Genomic DNA, 16,876 nt, shown 5'->3' on the forward strand with positions numbered 1-16,876 from the left:
GCATCGCTTCCCGCATCTGCCTGGCCCCTTTGCCACTCATTCTTTCGCCGGGTGTTCCCATGTCCAAGACCAAACCAGAAGAATCGCTCACCGCACCGGCCACCGGAATCCGCAAAGGTCTCACGAACTATGGTGACAGCGGCTTCTCGCTGTTCTTGCGCAAAGCCTTCATCAAAGGGGCCGGTTACACGGACGAAGCGCTGGATCGACCGGTAGTCGGCATCTCCAACACCGGCAGCGCCTACAACCCGTGCCACGGCAACGCGCCGCAATTGATCGAGGCGGTCAAGCGCGGCGTGATGCTGGCCGGCGGCTTGCCGATGGATTTCCCGACCATTTCCATCCATGAGAGTTTTTCGCAGCCGACCAGCATGTACCTGCGCAACCTGATGTCGATGGATACCGAGGAGATGATCCGCGCCCAGCCGATGGACGCGGTCGTACTGATCGGCGGTTGCGACAAGACCGTGCCGGCGCAGTTAATGGGCGCTGCATCGGCGAACATTCCCGCCATCCAGTTGATCACGGGTTCCATGCTGACTGGCTCTCACCGTGGCGAGCGTGTCGGGGCGTGCACCGATTGCCGGCGCTACTGGGGACAATTTCGCGCGGACGAGATCGATAGCCAGGAAATCGCCGCCGTGAACGATCAGCTGGTGGCGAGCGTGGGCACCTGTTCGGTGATGGGTACCGCCAGCACCATGGCTTGCGTGGCCGAAGCGTTGGGGATGACCGTGCCGGGCGGCGCATCGCCGCCGGCCGTGACCGCGGACCGTATCCGCATCGCGGAGGAGACGGGCGCCCAGGCCGTGCGGTTGGCGCGTAGCGGCCTGACCATCGACAGGATCCTCACCGCCGATGCATTCGAGAACGCCATACGCGTGTTGCTGGCGATCGGCGGCTCGACCAACGCGATCGTTCACCTGAGCGCCATAGCGGGACGCATGGGACTGGATGTCGATCTGCAGGCACTGGACCGCATGGGGCGCGAAACGCCGGTGTTGCTGGACCTGAAACCATCCGGCCAGCACTACATGGAAGACTTTCATCATGCCGGCGGCATGGCGACGTTGCTGCGCGAACTCAAGCCGCTGCTCAAGCTCGATGCGATGACGGTGACTGGCCGCACACTGGGCGAGGAGATCGAACTGGCCGGCCCCGGCTTCGAGCAGAACGTGGTGCGCACCATCGCCGACCCGATTTATCCGCAAGGCGGCATTGCCGTTCTGATGGGCAACCTCGCGCCGCGCGGCGCGATCATCAAGCAATCGGCCGCCAATGCCCGGCTCATGCAGCACGAGGGGCGCGCGGTCGTGTTCGAGAACGTCAAGGACATGGCTGAGCGTATCGACTCGGACGATCTCGATGTCACGGCGGACGACATTCTGATACTGAAGAACATCGGCCCGAAGGGCGCACCGGGGATGCCTGAAGCCGGCTACATTCCCATCCCGAAGAAGCTCGCGCGCGCAGGTGTGAAGGACATCGTGCGGATATCCGACGGGCGCATGAGCGGCACCGCCTTCGGCACCGTCGTGCTGCACGTGACGCCCGAGGCGGCCGTCGGCGGCCCGTTGGCGCATGTGCAGAACGGCGACCGCATCCGGCTGAACGTGCCCGCCCGTGAAATCGCGCTACTCGTATCGGACACCGAACTGGCGCGCCGCGCGGCCGCCGCGCCCATCGATATGCCGACTGCCGAGCGCGGCTATCAGAAGCTGTTCCTCGACACCGTGTTACAGGCCGACCAGGGCGTCGATTTCGATTTCTTGCGCGCGCCGAGGCGTGTCGGCACGACGCCGAAGGGCTAACGAGTCCGCCCCTCACCGTAGGACACGGGCGGGGCGGCTCGTTGCGCAACACCTCGTGCGCTTAGGCGTTGAAGCCGCCATCAATGGTCAGGCTCGCGCCGGTGACGAATCCCGCTTCCGGGCTGGTCACATAGGCAACCATGCCGGCAATTTCGTCGGGATGCGCGTGGCGCTGGATCGCCATCAGGCCGTGCAGCGCAGTGGCGAAGTCGCCGGACTCGGGATTCATATCCGTATCGGTCGGGCCCGGCTGAACGTTGTTGACCGTAATTCCCCGCGGCCCGAGATCGCGGGCCAACCCTTGAACGAGCCCTTGCAGTGCGGACTTGCTCATCGCATAGGCCGCGCCGCCGGCGAACGGCATGCGCTCGGCATTGCAGCTACCGATGTTCACGATACGGCCACCATTGCCCATATGCGGCAGAACGGCCTTGATGGCGACGAACACCGCCCGGACGTTGACTTGGAGCGTGGTGTCGAAGTCTTCCAGCGAGAAGCTGTCCACCGGGCCCATCAAAAGAACGCCTGCGTTGTTGACGAGGATGTCGATCTTGCCGAACTTCGCAGCGGCCTCGTCGATGGCGCGGGTCAAAGCGCTGGCGTCGCCGGCGTCCGCCTGCAGCGCAATGGCTCGTCCGCCTTGGTCCGCAATGCTTTGAGCAAGTGCATTGGCGGTGGCCGCCGAGCCTTTGTAGGTGAAGGCCACGGTTGCGCCGTCTTGCGCGAGGCGCCGCACGATAGCCGCGCCAATCCCACGGCCGCCGCCGGTCACGAACGCCACTTTGCCAGTCAGATTCGAAGTCATGTTGTGTTCCCAGAAGAGTTGATGAAAGGAGTATCGTCCTGACATTCAAGCTTGAGTAGCGGGTGATCTAGACTATCTCTTTCAACCATTTGTATCAAATGATCATGGAAGCGCTCAACCTGGTCGAATCGTTTCTTCTCAGCGCAGAGCACGGGAGTTTCTCCGCGGCGGCTCGTCGACTGGGTCTGACGCCGGCCGCGGTCAGCAAAAACGTGGCAAGACTGGAGGCGACGCTTGGACTGCGGCTGTTCCAGCGCAGCACACGCAGTCTCACGCTGACCGCAGCCGGCGAGCAGTTTCTGGGTGACGTCACCCAGCCTTTTACTGCCCTGCAGGACGCGTTCGCCAATGTCGTCACGCAAGACGGAAAACCGGCCGGAACGCTCAAGGTTAGCCTGGGACTTGCGTTCGGCCGTGAGTATCTGGTGCCGCTGCTCGGCGAATTCCTCGATTTATATCCGGCGATCGTACCGGACTGGCATTTTGACAACCGGCCTGTCGATCTGATTGCCGGCGGCTTCGACGTGGCTATCGGCGGTGGAATAGAACTGACACCGGGGATCGTAGCGCGTGAACTTGCGCGCACGCATGTGATCGTCGCCGCGTCTCCTGCGTACATGTCGAGCCGCACGATGCCGAAACACCCGTCGGAACTCAGCCAATTCGATGGGATCGTGCGTCGCTCGGCCGAGACCGGACGCCTCAGGGTGTGGACGCTCAAGAACCAGGTTGGCGAACAATGCCAGGCGGAGTGTCGAACGCGCATCATCCTGGATGACCCTGAGGCTATCGCGCACGCGGCAATTCTCGGCTACGGCGTCGCGTTTCTGCCGATGCCCCACGCGTTCCGCTGGCTATCGAGCGGCGCGCTGGTGCGTCTGCTGCCGGCCTGGTACGCCGAGCAGGGCCCGATTTCGCTCTATTACCCGAACAAGAAACTGCTTCCGGCAAAGACGCGGGTGTTCATTGAGTTCGTGGTGGCCGCGTTTAAAAGGCAGAAGTACGCGTCTAAGTTCGACGCGCGCTAATAGAGGAAAACTGATCAATCAATTTGACTGTGTGCCGAGCGGCGCCCGAATGACTCCGAAAGTCGGTCGAGGCGAACCGGTCTGTCTTCTTCAACAACAGACCACCTGTGGAAGTCGGGCGCCGCGACACGCTCAGGTAGATCTTGTGGCCGTCGGCTAGTGCCTGTCTTGCGAGATTCCGCGCAGATTTTCGCGGACGCGTTTAGCGACGAGAACCGTCAGATAGTCCAGCACGCGCGCCCCGTCACTGTATTGGGCCCACGTCTCAGCGTACATCCTCGATACGGTCTCGGTCGGGGTGTTGGTGTCAGATGCAATTGCCTTGACGACGTCGTCAAAGTTGAGGTCGACCATTACGTGCTCCTGGCGTTCAAAGAGAGGGATGCAAGCCAGCGGGAAGTCGATTAGACGACGTTGCCGACCTGCGCGCAAATTGAATCGGCCTATGGTTGACGCATGTCAGTTGTCGCCGACTTGTCTGAACATACTGAGCAATCTTCCAGTACGCGGTGTGCCTGCTCCATAGTAAAAAAGTCATCCGGGCCTGATCCTCGCCCGTGTATAGCGCGCGTCACACAAAAGCTGTCCTATCAACGACTTGTCGAGCTTGCCCATGTGTTGTCCACAGCCTTGCGAACAGATTCTGTGGACAGTTTTCGGCTCGTGCGGCGCGTGTAGACCATCCATCCTGCTGCCAGGAAAGATTTATTAAACGGTATATACTGTTTATATCGTTTGTTAAATCTGGAGTTGACCATGATTGAACCCCGCGTCAGGAAGGCGACGAAGAAGGCCTCTCACTTTCCGAAGCATGCCAATGGCCATGCGCTACCCGAGGAGAGGCAGGCGGACGCGCCGGAAGCGGTAGCCGCCGATATTCAGGCCGCTCCGACAAAGGCGAAGAAACAAAAGCGTGTGGTGTCGCAGGAAGCCACACCAATCGAGATAGCCGTAGAGGAAAAAGCGCAGCGTCAAAAGAAGGAGAAGGTCGTACGTGACAGCTTCACAATGCCGAAGTCCGACTATGAAAAGATTGCGGCGCTGAAACAGAAGTGCCTGGACGCGGGCGTGTCGGTGAAGAAGAGTGAGCTTCTGCGAGCGGGCTTGGTTCTGCTCGAGACGGCATCAATGAAACGCCTGCTTGAGGCGATTTCGGCTGTCGAAACAGTTAAAACCGGTCGACCCGCAAAATCGTAACGCGGCGCTTGCTGTGCTGCGGGCAGCCCGCGTCGGCACAGCATCGCCACTTCTAGTCGAGCAGATCATGCCAGACAAGCATCTTTCAAGCAGGTTTGATACCGAACTCGCTCGGGTCTCCACGAAGCTGCTCGAAATGGGCGGGTTGGTCGAGTCACAGATAGCGTGCGTGCTGGAAGCGCTGAAATCGTTCGATCTGGCGCTTATCGAGCATGTTGGCGATGCTGAACGCCGGCTCAATCTCATGGAAATAGAGATCGACGACGAAGTGGTCAACGTGATTGCCCGCCGGCAGCCGGCAGCCTCCGACTTGCGCCTTCTGATGGCGACGTTGAAGTGCGCAGCCAACCTTGAGCGTGTTGGCGACGAGGCACGCAAGATAGCGAAGCGAACTCGCCGCGTCGCCGTGGATGCGGGCGCGTGGAAACTCAATATCGCTGAAATCAAGACTTCTGGGGAAATGGCCACGCAGATGCTTCGCAGAGCGCTCAACGCATTTGCGCGCATGGATGCAACGGCGGCCGCACAGATTGTCCGCGACGACGAAGCCATCGACGCCGAATTTCGGGCCGGCGTAGTCAAGCTTGTCACCTCCATGAAGGAAGATCCCCGGACAGTCCGGATTGGGCTCGACTACCTGTTGATTGCGAAATCCATCGAGCGTATCGGCGACCATGCCACCAACATCGCGGAATCCGTCGTCTATGTGGTTCGGGGTACCGACATTCGCCACGAGCATAGGAAGCAGCGTGGGCACGAAATCTACGGCAGATAAGGCTGAGATGCTGGTAGTCGGGCTGGATCCAACCATCATGCCTTTGTTCCACAATTCAATCTGGCCGTCGGGTTATGCCTCGGATGCCTCAGGCATCCTCGACATACTCCACAGCGGGCGCGACCGTCTCATGCTCCGGCGCACTGCTGCTCAAAGGAGTAATTGCATTCGCGTAGCGTCGCGTGCCCACTAGCGCTGTGATCCCGTGGGCAAAAATGCTGAACAGCACGGTCGCCATGACGGCTTGTTTGATAATGGATTCGGCCGGCAGATTCAATTCTCCTTCGAGATAAACCAGTGCAAGGACGATCGACGCAAGCCCCCTCGGACCGAACCAACCCATGAACAAGACGGTCGGACGGCTGAGGTGCGTGCCTGTGAGCGCAATCGCTACCGGCACCATGCGAATCAACGTCAGGCTCAGTACGCCGTAGATCACGACGACGAGACTGAAGTGCGTCCACACCCGGCTAACGACCAGACCGAAGAGAAAGAATACGAACAGGTTGAAGAGTTGGCCCCAGTCTTCTGCGAACTCGACGCTATGTTTGCCAACCTCGTTAAAGCCCACTTGAGTGGCGAGTCCTGCCACGAAAGCCGCGATGAACATACTCGCGCCAACGGCGTCCGAAGCCAGCACGCAAGCGAGTGGCAGCGTCACCACACCGAGTTGAGCGAGCGGCTCGGCCATCCACTTCTTGCGGCGCGAAAGGCCTAGCAGCCAGCCACCTAGAAGCCCGATAACGAGTCCAACAAGCGCCCCGTAGCCGAGTTGCTCAACGACAAATCTGACGAACACGGCGCCGCCAGTGTGGGTCTCTTGCGCCACCGCCAGTGCAATGAAAAACATCATGAAGGGGACTGCGAGCCCGTCATTGAGCCCTGCCTCGACATTCAGCGCCTGACGAATCCGTTGTGGCACCAGCTCGCTGTTCACGATCACCTGACCGAGCCCGGCATCGGTCGGCGCGAGAATCGCGCCAAGAATGCCGGCCTCCCACCAGGAAATCGTTCGGAAAACGACCATCGCGCATAGCGCGCCGAGCACGATCGTTAGCAGCATGCCAATGCTCAGTAGCCGGACTGGCAGGTTCGTATGGCCCTTCAGCATCCCCGGGCTGACGCGTGAGGCGTCCGTGAAGAGCGTCATGACAAGCCCCAGCTCCGCAACGAGGAGCAAGCCTTTGCGGTCGAGCACTAGCTCGGTTGCTGCTTCAGGAAAAATCGCGAGTAGGGCGCCGGCTGCGGTGAACAGGATTGGTGCGGTGATAGCCGTCTTCTCCAGTCTTCGCGACACCAGACTGTAAAGGAACACGAGCGAAATGAATGCGGCGATCAGTAACATTGGCCAATCCTTCGAATACCCGATGATGTGCCGCCATCCGGGTGTTGCGTTTCAAACATGGTGTATTCGTCGGCAGGAAGCACACGCGCTGTCGCTGCATCGCTGCATGGACGGGAGACGCATTCCCATCCTGTGTTTAAGCCTAGGCAGCTTACGCCGCAGTTATTTGCCGGAGATCAAGGAATGCGCGGTAGTGCGTAGAGAGCTGCGACTTGTATCCGGCATCCTGGGGTTGACCCGATGGCGTGTTGCGTCCCGGTTCCATGCAGTCGCAACCGAGTTCTCCTGGCCAGCAGCGAGGCGCCTCGCTTTCTTAATGCCTTTCCGTCACTTCCATATCGATAGAAATTGGAAGGCCGCGCGCGCGGGCAGGGTTAGCATGGGCGTTTTGCTCTTCCGCCTTCCGAATATCAAAAGCGATGTCAGTCAAACTTCCACGCTTCGGCATCTGGGCGCTCGTGCACGGTAGCCGTGCCGCGTTGCAGGATCCCGCCGAACCTTATGATGCTTCATGGGAACGCAACAAGGCTCTTGTACTCGAGGCCGAGCGCCTCGGCTACGACTCGGTGCTCGTCGCCCAACACACTGTCAATCCGCATGATCCTTCGCTCGACCAGCTCGAGGCATGGACCGCGTCGGCTGCATTGGCGGCGCTCACGTCGCGCATCGAGATCATCACGGCGATCAAGCCTTATCTCTATCATCCGGTCGTGCTCGCGAAGATGGCTCAGCAGATCGAGCACATCAGCGGCGGGCGCTTTGCGATCAACCTGGTGAACGCGTGGAATCGTCCAGAGCTGGAACGTGCCGGCATTGGCTTTCCTGAGCACGATGAACGCTACGCCTACGGCCGCGAATGGATCGAAGTCGTCGCGGCGCTGTTGCGTGGCGAAGTGGTGAATCATCACGGCGACAACTTTCGTATCGACGAATATCAGTTGCGTCCCGCTGATCCGTTTCGCGCGCGTCCGCGCATCTATGTCGGCGGCGAGTCGGAGCCGGCGCGCGAACTGGTGGCGGCGCACGGCGACGTGTGGTTCATCAACGGTCAGCCGCACGACGAGGTCGCGCGTCTGATCGCCGATGTATCCGCCCGTCCGCGTCCCGCCGCGCAGGCTGCATTGCGTTTCGGTCTGTCGGCCTTCGTGATCGCACGCGAGACACAGGCGCAGGCAGAGGCGCATCTCGCGCATCTGTTCGCGCTGGCCGAACTGGACAAGCCGCTGCGCGAGCGGCAGAAAGCCAATATCGATCCGAAAGCGGTGATGCACCAGACCTTCGCGCAATCGGCGCGTGTCGGCTCGAATGGCGGCACGGCCGCGGGGCTGGTCGGCGATTACGACACCGTTGCGCAGCGCGTTGCCGCGTTTCACCGCGCGGGCATCGAACTCTTCATGCTGCAGTTCCAGCCTTTCGAAGCCGACATGCGCCGCTTTGCGGAAGAGGTCGTGCCGCGCGTTCGCCGGCTTCTTTCGAACTGAGCGTAACCGTTTCCGGATCGCGCGCGACGCGCGCGATCCGGTGTTCAATCAGAAGAACGCGCCGGTGGGCGGAAGCTGTCCGGTCAAGAGGTTCTGCCCAAGCAACCGCTCCTTGTATAGGCGCGGATTGTGCGAAGCAATCACCTTGATGTTGCGCCAATGCCGGTCCAGCGCGCCCACGCGAGATACGACCGAGCCCGACCCGAGATCGATCAGCCAACTGGCGATCTGCGGGGCGAGCTCGTCGATCACGACCTTGGCTTCCGCCGCCGAGAGCGTGGCGGCGAGCGTGGTGTCATATTCGTCGGCTGTGCCATAGCTGTCCCAGGTACGCTGGAGCGCCGCTACGGCACGATCGGCGGTTGCCTCGACGCTGGCGGCATAGGCGCGAATCCGGCCAAGCAGCATTTGCAGTACCGGCTCGTCGGTGGGATGCGCCGCGTCGCCGTGATAGAAGTTGCGCCCGCGTGCGCGCAACACCTCGACGGCGTCCAACGCGCCCCGCCGCACGATGCCTGCAATGCAGTTGGTCAGATAGACCTGATGAAAGGTGTAGCCCCACGGCGCCGCTTCTTCGCCGCGCGGTGGGTCTGTGGGATACACGTGCGCCGCGGGCACCGTCACGGCATGAAACTTCGCCGTACCCGAGCCCGTCAGGCGCTGACCAAATCCCTGCCAGTCGTCGTCGTTGCCGACACCCTGGCCACGGTCGAGCACGTATTGCACGGTTCGGCCCTCACGGCTTTCCACCGCGAGTCCAACGAATGCGTCGTTGTAGAGGTTGCCGGTCGCGTAGACCTTCTCGCCAGAGCCGATATACGCGCGGCGCGCTTCGTCCCATTCGAGCCGGCTCAGCACCTGGCTCGGACGCGCGCCGGCCGCCACGGCGTCGCTGTCGGTGAAGCTGAGGCCAACGGTTTTGTTCTTGCCCGTCAGATCGAGAACGTGTGCATGGAACGGGTGATCCCGGCGTCTGAGCGCCGCTTCGACTTGCCACAGATGATTGCGGAACGCGTGAGCAATGTTCGAATCCGCTGCCGCAACGTCGCGCGCCACGGCGAAAAGTTCGCTCAACGACACACCGCGGCCGCCGGCCTGCGCAGGCAGGCGCAGCGCGCCGAAGCCGAGCGCCTTGAGTGTCGCGATCTCCTCATGCGGCAAACGGTGATTGCGTTCCCGCTCGACCGCGGTCGCTGCGATATGGGTTAGCGCATCGGCGAAACCGAGTGTGGCGGACAAGGGTGAGACGAGCCTGGTTGCCATCGTATGTCCCATCAAACCTTCACGCTGTAGTCCGCGACCTTGATTCGCGACTTGATGATCTTGCGTTCCGCGAGCCAATCGGCGGCGCGTTGGAACTGCGCGATGAACGCGGCGTCGTCCGGTTCGTGGAATTGATTCACGCGCTTCAGGCTCGTCAGATAGTCGCGCACCTGATCCGGATATTTGGCTTCCTGCTGCACGAGCTGCTCGGATTCTGCGGAATGTGCCGACTGCCACGCGCCTTCGACGTAGTACGCATCGATCACCGCGCGAATCAACTCGGAATTCTCTTCGGTAAATTTTCGGCGCGTCACGAGCGAGCTGTAATCGATCAGGAAATCGAGGTCGCGTCCTTCGTTGAAAATGTCCTTCGCGTCGTTGGCATGGCGTGCGATGTCCACGGCCGGCGACCACATCGACCACGCGTCGACTACGCCTTGCGCAAACGCCGGCGCGGCATCGGGCGGATTCAGGTAGACGAACTCGACCTTGCTGCGGTCGATGTGATGCTTCTCCAGCGCGGCAATCAACAGGAATTCGCCCAGTCCCGAGCGGTTGACCGCGACCTTGCGGCCCACGAGATCGGCAACCGAATTGATACCGCTCGATTTCTTCACGATGATCGCGGTCGAGCGCGGCGAATAGATGTCGAACGCGTTGAAGACGAGAGGGGAGCCGGCCAGCATCGCGGCCAGCGCCGGCGTCGTCGATCCCCAGAAGCCGAAATCCGCGCTGCCGCCGACGACCGCCTGAATCGACGGCGCATGGTTCGGGAACGGCCCGACCCATTCGACCTTGATGCCCTTTGCAGCCAGTGTCTTTTCGAACACACCGCGCTGTTTGGCGATGTCCGGCAGGGCGCCGTATCCCCAGCCGACGCGAACCGTATCGGTGTTGCGGGTCAGCTTGCGCGGCTCGGCGGCGCGAGCCGGAAACAGTCCGCCGGCGGCGGCGCCGGCCAGCAGGCCACCCGCCGCGCGCAACAGCTGGCGGCGGCTCAGTAAAGAATCGTTCATCCTTGTCAGGTCCTTGGAGTCATGCGGAAAAGCGCTTAGTGAGACTGAACGCCGAGCTCGTCGAGCAGGATTGGCCGCAGTGCCTGCGGCGTGTGGTTGTTGGGTTGGAAGGACGCCGCGATGCGCCCCGCGCGCATGACAAGAATCCTGTCGGCGAGCGTGAGCGCCTCGTCGACGTCATGCGTGACGAGCAGCACGCCAGGGTGATGGCGCGCGACGAGTTCCTTGACGAGTCCGTGCATCTTGATGCGCGTGAGCGCGTCGAGCGCCGCGAACGGTTCATCGAGCAGCAGCAGCGCGGGATCGCGCACGAGGCCGCGCGCCAGCGCCACGCGTTGCGCCTGACCGCCGGAGAGATTGCGCGGCCAGTCGTCTTCCCGGCCGGAGAGCCCGACTTCGGCCAACGCACGCGCCGCTCCCGCACGGCCGATCGTCGTTTCATGACCAAGCGCGACGTTCTCCCACAGCGTCGCCCAAGGCAGCAGGCGGTGCTCCTGGAACACGACGGAAGGGCGTTCGGGCGCACGGATCTGGCCGGCGTCGGGTAGATCGAGCCCGGCCAGCGCCCGCAACAGGGTGGTCTTGCCACAACCGCTTTCTCCGAGCAGCGCGACAAATTCACCTTCGCGGATATCGAGGTCCAGCGCATCGATGACGACACGCGTGCCGTAGCTGCGTTGCAGACCGCGTACCGATACGGCGAGCGGCGAGCGGTTCACCCGTTCCTCATTGAGCGCCTGAACGGCGGCATCCTGGGGCAGTGCAAGATCCAGGCTCACTGGCGTGCTCCTTTGGCGTAGTTCGCGTGCCACGAGAGGAAACGCGCTTCGAGCAGCCGCACCAGCGCGTCCGCCACGACGCCGACGATCGCGTAGATGATGATGGTCAACAGAATGACGTTGGTCTGAAGGAATTCGCGGGCATCCATGGCCAGAAAGCCGATGCCTTTCGTTGTCGCAAGCGTTTCCGCAATGACGAGCGCGAGCCAGGCATGGGCGAGTGCGTAACGCACGCCCGTCAGGATCGACGGCATCGCGCCAGGCAGAATGATGCGCCGTACGACCGCGCTCCGGTTCAAGCCGATCACCTTCGCGAGTTCCATCAGCTTCGGATCGATCTGGCGAATGCCCAGCATGGTGTTGATGTAGATGGGGAAGAGCACGGCAAGCGCGACCAGAAAGATTTTCGCCGCCTCGCCCACGCCGAACCAGACGATGACGAGCGGCAGCATCGCGAGGAAAGGAATTGCGCGCACCATCTGGATCGAGCGATCCAGCAGCGCCTGAGCGAGCGGCGAGAAGCCGACCAGAATGCCGAGCGCGAGTCCGATCGTTCCACCGATTGCAAAGCCCGTAGCGGCACGCAATAGCGACACGCCGAGGTGAATGAAGAGATCACCGTTTCTGGCCAGATCCAGCGCGCTTGCCGCAACGCTGCTCGGAGCCGGGAGCACTTGTGGCGCAATCAGTCCAACGCGCGCCGCGACTTGCCACAGCACGAGCACGAGTGCTGGAACGGCCCACGAAAGCCACCTGTAGAGCGTGCGTTTCGAAACGCCCCGGTAAAACCGGCGCGAAGCGGCATAGCCGTTGCGCGAATAGGTGACATCAGCCATGTCGGTCGGTCCCAGATAAGCCATGAAAAAGGACTGCTCCGAGATGGAGCCAGTACGGGTCAACACACCTCAGGGCGGATTCATTTTGCCCAGCGATCCGGACGGCGAATTTGTATCGGCTAAAGGCGGTGCCTCGCGAAGGCGAGTTTGTTATTAAAGGCCGATTCGCATTGCGATGACAAACAGTTATTTATGCTTTGCTTTTCAGTTCTGACGCATTGCTCGAGGGCGGCGATGCCTGGCGCGTGATGACGCCGTTGTCGAGGGTCCGCGCAGGTTTGCGCGGTACGGGCGTAAGTGGCGGAAGGTTGGCGTTTCTAGCCGGCGTGTGCGGGTTTTCGTTAGCCGAAGGGACCTAGCTGTATTGCGAAGCGCCGCGCGCATTCCAGCCCAAACGCCGTCGGCGCGACGCCGCGATCGTGCTGCACGTCGAAGCCCATGCGCCACGCGGCGATCCGTTTGCCGTAGCACGTGAGCGCGTCGAGCGACTGCATCACAAAGACGATAGCCGGCAACGTTTGGGCGTACAGTGCTTCGGCTTCCTGTTCGAGTCCGTTAGCGAATGCCCGGTGTATCGCGACCTGCCGGTCGAAGGTGTCTGGCGCTACGATCAGTCCCGCACATCCGGCTCGCAGGTTGTCGACAAGTTCTTGCCCACCTCTGCCATTGAAGACCGGTAACGTGTGACCGAGCCCGCGCAGCCGGTCGACGGTGTGCTGAATCGTTGTCGCCGGTCCCTCGCCTTTAAGCAGGCGGAAGTTGGGGCATTGACTCGCAAGCGTCACAATCGATTCCGCTGACAGGCCGACGCCCAGATATTCCGGGGCGTTCTGAATGCCTGCGGGGGCGTGTGTGCGCTGCATCACTGCGGCAAAGAAGTCGAAATAGAACGACTCCGGTTTGTCGCGCATCGACGGAGGCTGAAGGATCAGCCAGGAAGCACCGCGTTCAACGGCGTAGTTAGCCAGCGCGACTTGCGCGTCCACGGTGTCGCCCGTGATCGTCACGACGAGCGGGACACGTGCCGCGATGTCTTCGCTGGCCCAGTCGATCAGGCGATGTTTCTCTTCGGGCGTCAACCGGTTTACCTCGGTCGCGAGACCGAGTATGACGATGCTCCGCGCGCCCGCCGCGATCGTCGCGTTGATCTGAATTCTTTGCGCTTCGCGATCCAACTGGTTGCGGGAGTCGAAGAAGGCGTAGAGGACAGGCCAGATTCCGCTCGGTGAAGAATGGGTGTCAAGTGTCATGGATAGCATCCGCTGCCAGTTCAGGATCAGTGCGAGTCGCGCGGCACCGGCGCACCGCTCGATCCCACCAGGAAATCCAGATCCGCGCCCTGGTCGGCTTGCAGCACGTGTTCGACGTAGAGTTTGTAGTAGCCGCGTTTGGGCGCTTCCGGCGCCTGCCATGCGGCGCGCCGGCGCGCGAGTTCCTCGTCGGTGACGTCCAGATGCAGGCGCCTTGCCTCGACGTCCAGCTCGATCATGTCGCCGGTTTGCACGAACGCGAGCGGGCCGCCCGCGGCCGCTTCCGGCGACACGTGCAGCACCACCGCGCCGTAAGCCGTGCCGCTCATGCGGCCATCCGAAATGCGCACCATGTCCGTAATGCCTTTTTGCAGCACCTTTTTTGGCAGCGGCATGTTGCCGACTTCCGCAAAGCCCGGATAACCCTTCGGCCCCGCGCCCTTGAGCACCATGATGCAATGCTCGTCGATGTCGAGCGAATCGTCGTCGATCTTCGCGTGCAACTCCTCGATGTTCTCGAACACGACCGCGCGGCCGCGATGCTTGAGCAACGCCGCGGTCGCCGCCGACGGTTTGATCACCGCGCCATTCGGCGCCAGGTTGCCCTTGAGCACCGCAATGCCGGCCTTCGGCTTGAACGGCTCGGCGAACGTCGTGATGACCTTCTCGTCGTGATTCGGCGCGTTGCGCACGTTGTCCCAGAGCGTCTTGCCGTTCACCGTCAGCGCTTCTTTATGCAGGAGCCCCTGTTCGCCGAGTTGCTTCAATACGGCCGGCAAGCCGCCCGCGTAGTAAAAATCCTCCATCAGATACTCGCCGGACGGTTGCAGATTCACGAGACACGGCACGTTCGAACCGAGCTCCCAATCCTCCAGCGACAACTCCACGCCAATGCGCTTCGCGAGCGCGATCAGGTGGACGACCGCATTGGTCGAGCCGCCGATCGCGGCGTTCGTGCGGATCGCGTTTTCAAAGGCCTGGCGCGTGAGGATCTTGTCCATCGTCAGATCCTCGCGAACCATGTCGACGATGCGCCGGCCCGCGAGATGCGCGAGCACCTGACGGCGCGCATCGACGGCGGGAATCGCCGCGTTGTGCGGCAGTCCCATGCCGAGCGATTCGACCATCGAGGCCATGGTCGACGCCGTGCCCATCGTCATGCAGTGGCCGCGCGAGCGGTTCATGCACGACTCGGCCTCGGTGAATTCTTCCTGCGTCATCGTACCGGCGCGTACTTCCTCGGACATCTGCCATACGCCCGTGCCTGAGCCGATGTTCTTGCCGCGAAAGCGGCCGTTCAACATCGGTCCGCCAGAGACCGCCAGTGCGGGCAGATTGCACGACGCCGCGCCCATCAACAGAGCCGGCGTGGTCTTGTCGCAGCCGACCAGCAGGATCACGCCGTCCATCGGATTGCCGCGAATCGATTCCTCGACATCCATGGAAGCGAGGTTGCGAAACAGCATTGCGGTGGGGCGCAGATTCGATTCGCCGAGCGACATCACCGGGAATTCCAGCGGCAGGCCGCCCGCTTCATGCACGCCTTTCTTCACGTACTCCGCCAGCTCACGAAAGTGCGCATTGCAAGGCGTCAGTTCGGACCACGTATTACAGATGCCGATCACCGGACGTCCGTCGAATTCGTCGTGCGGAATGCCCTGGTTCTTCATCCATGAACGGTGTATGAAACTATCCTTGTCGTTTCTGCCGAACCAGCTTTGCGAGCGGAGTTTGCGCATGTCGTCTCCCTATCCATTTGTTGGGTGCCGTTTGATATTCAGTTAGCCGCTTATTGTCTCGGGCGGAATTTGCCGTCGCGATTCAATGCGTCAAGCTCGCGCTGTGTCGAGATGAGCAGCCAGGTCATCGCGGCATGCGCCTCCGTGGGCTGATGCCGGCGAATCGCTTCAAAGACGTTCCGGTGCAGTTGCAAGGATTCCTTAGGGGACGCCGCGTACTGACCCGTCACGCGGATCTCGGCGGCAAGCGCAGCTCCGATTGTCACGATCAGCTGCCGCAAAACCCAGTTCCCCGTTGCGTCGATGATTGAGGTGTGGAACGCCAGATCCGCAATCCGCCAACCAGGACCCCGCGTTCCTTCGGCCTCGGCCTCCATTGAAGCGAGTGCGGCTCCGATCCGTTCGAGATCCCGATCGTTCGCGCGTTGTGCGGCGAGTTCCGCGGCACGCGGTTCAATCAGCAGGCGTACCTCGATGAGGGACTGGAAAAAGTCGACGTCCGTAGCATATGCAATGGCCGCGTCGAGTACGGTCGGGTCCAGCAGATTCCAGTTGCTGCGTGGCAGCACGCTGGCCCCCTTGCGTCGACGCACTTCGATCAGTCCGAGTGACTGCAGCCTTTGCATGGCTTCCCGCGCTGCAGTGCGGCTGACCCCTCGCGCCTGGGCCAGATCGATCTCGTTCGGTAGGGAGGCGCCCGGCGCGTGTCGCCCTGACACGATGGCCTCGATCATTTCCGTCACGATCGGCTCATGAAGCTTCAGCATCTTCTTTCCATGCTAAATATGTAGTACATATTCTGGCACAAAATGGCTGACTGCTCAAATTGACCTTAGTTATGCCACTATTTGGCATTTAATTGACATACATATTAAGGCGGAAAGGTGCGGTTTGGCATCGCCGATGGCAGCGCATCGGACTTGGGCAAGAAGAGCGGGGACGTGCAGTGACCAGTGTCGAATGACAGCCGCCAGCGTGGTTCGGTGTTTGAATCGCGAGGGATGGATAATCCGGCGAGGACGGCGAGTCCTTCTTATCGAGCGTCGTCCCGAGGGCGCCTGCGGTTAGCTAGCGACGGCAGTGCTCATCCACCGCCGCGCTGCGCCAAAATTCATGCTGGCCGCGATGCTTCGCGCGCAGCCTGCTCACCGGCCAATGTTTAAACGTCTTTAGTGTCGAATACGAGAAGCTCGACACCGGCTTGTGCGAAATTGGCCAGATCGCCCGCTGTCGCTCTACCTTCAGGTGAACTGAGTGCCTGTTGCAGGGATTCCATCGAATCGAAACTCAGGATTGCCGCGAGATGATACGGGGAGCCGCCTTGCGGGGTCGCGACCGGCCCGGTACTCACTTCGTAGCGCTGAAGTCCGGTTATCGTCTTGGCCAGAGGCACATGTTTCGAGAAGTAGTGTGCGTCGAATGCTTCGGTATTTGACGGCGTCTTGTATAGCGCGACGAGCTTTGCCATGGTCATGTCTCCTTGTGCACCCGGCAAGATCGGTGCACGGCGGAATGAGCGTCTCGCGCTTCAACCCGCTGGCGGCCGGGATC

At 61.5% G+C, this 16,876-nt stretch carries 16 protein-coding genes; 5 read left to right on the forward strand and 11 right to left on the reverse strand.

What is annotated here, in order from left to right; genetic code table 11:
* Positions 1–59: 59 nt before the first annotated feature.
* Complete coding sequence (locus AC57B1_RS36975) at positions 60–1,811, forward strand: IlvD/Edd family dehydratase (RefSeq protein WP_496420167.1); 1,752 nt, start codon at positions 60–62, stop codon at positions 1,809–1,811.
* A gap of 61 nt (positions 1,812–1,872) precedes the next feature.
* Here AC57B1_RS36975 and AC57B1_RS36980 read toward each other — a convergent pair whose 3' ends face one another.
* The gene (locus AC57B1_RS36980) at positions 1,873–2,616 is read right to left on the reverse strand and encodes an SDR family oxidoreductase (protein WP_496420168.1); all 744 of its coding nucleotides are present in this window, start codon (positions 2,614–2,616) and stop codon (positions 1,873–1,875) included.
* Positions 2,617–2,720: 104 nt separating this feature from the next.
* Here AC57B1_RS36980 and AC57B1_RS36985 point away from each other — a divergent pair, with 104 nt between their 5' ends.
* Positions 2,721–3,644: a LysR family transcriptional regulator gene (locus AC57B1_RS36985; RefSeq protein WP_408347601.1), complete on the forward strand. Its 924-nt coding sequence runs from the start codon at positions 2,721–2,723 to the stop codon at positions 3,642–3,644.
* Positions 3,645–3,800: 156 nt separating this feature from the next.
* Here AC57B1_RS36985 and AC57B1_RS36990 read toward each other — a convergent pair whose 3' ends face one another.
* Positions 3,801–3,998: a DUF3562 domain-containing protein gene (locus AC57B1_RS36990; protein ID WP_496420169.1), complete on the reverse strand. Its 198-nt coding sequence runs from the start codon at positions 3,996–3,998 to the stop codon at positions 3,801–3,803.
* A gap of 402 nt (positions 3,999–4,400) precedes the next feature.
* On the opposite strand from AC57B1_RS36990, the gene AC57B1_RS36995 reads away from it, so the two are divergent.
* Both AC57B1_RS36995 and phoU read left to right on the forward strand, forming a co-directional pair.
* Positions 4,401–4,841, forward strand: a complete 441-nt coding sequence (locus AC57B1_RS36995) for a hypothetical protein (RefSeq protein WP_496420170.1) — start codon at positions 4,401–4,403, stop codon at positions 4,839–4,841.
* Between the two features lie 67 nt (positions 4,842–4,908).
* Positions 4,909–5,616, forward strand: a complete 708-nt coding sequence (phoU, locus tag AC57B1_RS37000; RefSeq protein WP_091800274.1) for a phosphate signaling complex protein PhoU — start codon at positions 4,909–4,911, stop codon at positions 5,614–5,616.
* A gap of 88 nt (positions 5,617–5,704) precedes the next feature.
* Here the strand turns inward: phoU and AC57B1_RS37005 are convergent, their stop codons facing one another.
* On the reverse strand, positions 5,705–6,961 hold the full coding sequence (locus AC57B1_RS37005) for a cation:proton antiporter domain-containing protein (RefSeq protein ID WP_496420171.1): 1,257 nt from the start codon (positions 6,959–6,961) through the stop codon (positions 5,705–5,707).
* 419 nt (positions 6,962–7,380) lie between these two features.
* Between AC57B1_RS37005 and AC57B1_RS37010 the strand changes: the two genes are divergently transcribed.
* Positions 7,381–8,442, forward strand: coding sequence for an LLM class flavin-dependent oxidoreductase (locus AC57B1_RS37010; RefSeq protein ID WP_496420172.1), 1,062 nt, complete (start codon positions 7,381–7,383; stop codon positions 8,440–8,442).
* A 48-nt stretch (positions 8,443–8,490) separates the two neighbouring features.
* Here the strand turns inward: AC57B1_RS37010 and AC57B1_RS37015 are convergent, their stop codons facing one another.
* From AC57B1_RS37015 to AC57B1_RS37050, 8 genes are all read right to left on the reverse strand, one after another.
* Positions 8,491–9,705: an acyl-CoA dehydrogenase family protein gene (locus tag AC57B1_RS37015; RefSeq protein WP_496420173.1), complete on the reverse strand. Its 1,215-nt coding sequence runs from the start codon at positions 9,703–9,705 to the stop codon at positions 8,491–8,493.
* 11 nt (positions 9,706–9,716) lie between these two features.
* Positions 9,717–10,721, reverse strand: a complete 1,005-nt coding sequence (locus AC57B1_RS37020; protein ID WP_091792838.1) for an NrtA/SsuA/CpmA family ABC transporter substrate-binding protein — start codon at positions 10,719–10,721, stop codon at positions 9,717–9,719.
* A 35-nt stretch (positions 10,722–10,756) separates the two neighbouring features.
* Complete coding sequence (locus AC57B1_RS37025; protein ID WP_408184554.1) at positions 10,757–11,500, reverse strand: ABC transporter ATP-binding protein; 744 nt, start codon at positions 11,498–11,500, stop codon at positions 10,757–10,759.
* The gene (locus AC57B1_RS37030) at positions 11,497–12,336 is read right to left on the reverse strand and encodes an ABC transporter permease subunit (protein WP_496420342.1); all 840 of its coding nucleotides are present in this window, start codon (positions 12,334–12,336) and stop codon (positions 11,497–11,499) included. Before AC57B1_RS37030 ends, AC57B1_RS37025 begins: the two co-directional genes overlap by 4 nt.
* Positions 12,337–12,677: 341 nt before the next feature.
* Positions 12,678–13,586 carry a dihydrodipicolinate synthase family protein gene (locus tag AC57B1_RS37035; RefSeq protein ID WP_496420174.1) on the reverse strand — a complete coding sequence of 303 codons (909 nt, stop codon included), beginning with the start codon at positions 13,584–13,586 and terminating at the stop codon, positions 12,678–12,680.
* A gap of 26 nt (positions 13,587–13,612) precedes the next feature.
* Positions 13,613–15,325: an IlvD/Edd family dehydratase gene (locus AC57B1_RS37040; protein ID WP_408347627.1), complete on the reverse strand. Its 1,713-nt coding sequence runs from the start codon at positions 15,323–15,325 to the stop codon at positions 13,613–13,615.
* Positions 15,326–15,375: 50 nt separating this feature from the next.
* Positions 15,376–16,092, reverse strand: a complete 717-nt coding sequence (locus AC57B1_RS37045; protein WP_496420175.1) for a FadR/GntR family transcriptional regulator — start codon at positions 16,090–16,092, stop codon at positions 15,376–15,378.
* 392 nt (positions 16,093–16,484) lie between these two features.
* The gene (locus AC57B1_RS37050; protein ID WP_408347630.1) at positions 16,485–16,793 is read right to left on the reverse strand and encodes an EthD family reductase; all 309 of its coding nucleotides are present in this window, start codon (positions 16,791–16,793) and stop codon (positions 16,485–16,487) included.
* Between the last annotated feature and the right edge of the window lie 83 nt (positions 16,794–16,876).

The organism is Paraburkholderia sp. BGA-UO-ETr-F21 (assembly GCF_059567925.1).